Here is a 1,962-nt window from a genome sequence, read left to right on the forward strand (position 1 = left end):
CAGATCGACTTTGCGTTCCTTGACCGAACCGACTCGACGAATGGTGCGGTCTTCCAGCAGCTTCAGCAGTTTGGCCTGCAACAACAAGTCCATTTCACCGATTTCATCGAGAAACAGCGTGCCGCCATCGGCCGCTTCCACCAGGCCGACACGACGGTCTTTAGCGTCGGTAAAGGCGCCTTTCTCGTGACCGAACAGTTCCGACTCCACGAGATTGGAGGGGATCGAGGCGCAGTTGAACTCAATGAACGGGCCTTTGCTACGCGGGCCGTCGAAGTGCAGCGCCCGCGCCACCAGCTCTTTACCGGTACCGGTTTCACCTTCTACCAGCACAGGCGGCAGGTCGGTGTTGGCCATGCGGCGCTCGGCGTCGAGCAACTGGGCGATAGTGCTTTTCAGGTAGTTCATCGGCGCCGATTCGCCAATCAACGCTTGCACGCCGGACTTCTGCGCCTCACGTTCTTGATAAAACGACAACGTGCGCTCCATGCGATCGGTGGCCAGCGCCTTGTCCAGCAACAGCTTGAGCTCGGGCAAGGCCACCGGTTTGGTGACGTAGTGAAAAGCGCCCTCTTTCATCGCCACTACGGCGTCTTCGACATTGCCATAGCCGGTCATCATGATCACTTTCAGATCCGGCGCGCTAACGCGCAGCTTCTGGATCAGATCGTGACCGCTCATGCCCGGCAACGAGTTGTCGGTCAGCACAACGTCGGGGGCGAACGTTCTTAATAGTTCCAGTGCATCTTCAGCAGAGTGGCATACCGTTACCTCGAAGTCTTTGCGCTCCAAGTAAGTCTGTATATTCTCGGCGAGGATTTCGTCATCCTCGACCAGCAATATGCTGCGCTCCATATTCCCCTCCCGTTGCCACTCTAAAGTTCAGACAGACGCGGGTTCCTTCCTGCTCTTGGCTGGTCAGTTCGACCGAGCCTTCGAAACGCTCCATTATTCGTTTAACCAGGGCCAGGCCTACACCTAACCCTCCTTGTTTGGTGGTGAAAAACGGCTTGAAGACCATCTGTTGCTGCTGCCTGGTCATGCCTTTGCCGGTGTCGATGAGAGTCATGCGCACATGGCCGGTGTGTGGCTGTTCGATGTCAATCGTCAGCGTGCCGCCGCTGGGCATTGCTTCCAGCGCGTTGGCAAACAGGCTATTGAGTATTTGCGTCAACAGCACCTGTTGGCTGACGACCGGTGGGCAAGTTTTAGGGGTGAAGTGCACTTCCACGTTCGAACGTTTGATCAGCGCCTCGAAAGCACCCAGGGTGTCATCGATGGCCAGTACCAGGTCGACCGTTTCGTACTCGTCATTCATGGGCCGCAACGACACCAACAACTCCCGAACCCAGCGCGACATGCGATCGACCTGCTTGATGATGTCGCCGATGTTCTTCTGCGCACTCTGGCTGGCGATGTCCTGGGCCAGTTCGGCGCTGGAACGAATATTGGCCAGCGGATTGCGCAAACTGTGCGCGACCGCCGAGGACATTTCCCCCAGTGCCACGAAGGTTTCATTGGTAATCAATTGTTTTTGCTGGCTCTGCAGCAACATCGAGGCCTGGCGCACAATCCAGAACAACCCCAGGTAAATGACCAGACCGCCGAGCACCGTCGCCAGCCAGATCGCCTTGAAACCGCGCTGGATGCGCTCTACCAGGTCCACCGGCTCCTTGTAGATCTCGACCATGGCGACCACTTTGCTTTTGTCCGCATTGAACATCGGGATGTAGTTCTCGATGAACAGGTATTCCGGCTCGTGCAGCAGTTTCTGTTCGGGACGCTCAGAATCGATCTCGTGATAGCTGGAGGACACCGGTTCCTTCATTTCAAACGATTCGTCCAGTTCCTCATCACCTTCGATGCGTTCGCCAATCAGCTCCGGGTTCGTTGACCAGACCACGGTGCGATCCAGCGCATAAACCGTCGCCAGCAAAATGTCCGGTAGGTGTTCCACATGGT

2 protein-coding genes are annotated in these 1,962 nt (G+C 56.6%); both read right to left on the reverse strand.

Annotated features, from left to right (window positions below):
* Positions 1–855: sigma-54-dependent transcriptional regulator (locus tag AC1DRJ_RS25790; protein ID WP_477804645.1), on the reverse strand; the 855-nt coding region annotated here is incomplete at its 3' end.
* Positions 824–1,962: sensor histidine kinase (locus AC1DRJ_RS25795; protein ID WP_477804646.1), on the reverse strand; the 1,139-nt coding region annotated here is incomplete at its 5' end. The genes AC1DRJ_RS25795 and AC1DRJ_RS25790, both read right to left, overlap by 32 nt.

This window comes from Pseudomonas sp. P5_B2 (assembly GCF_056400445.1).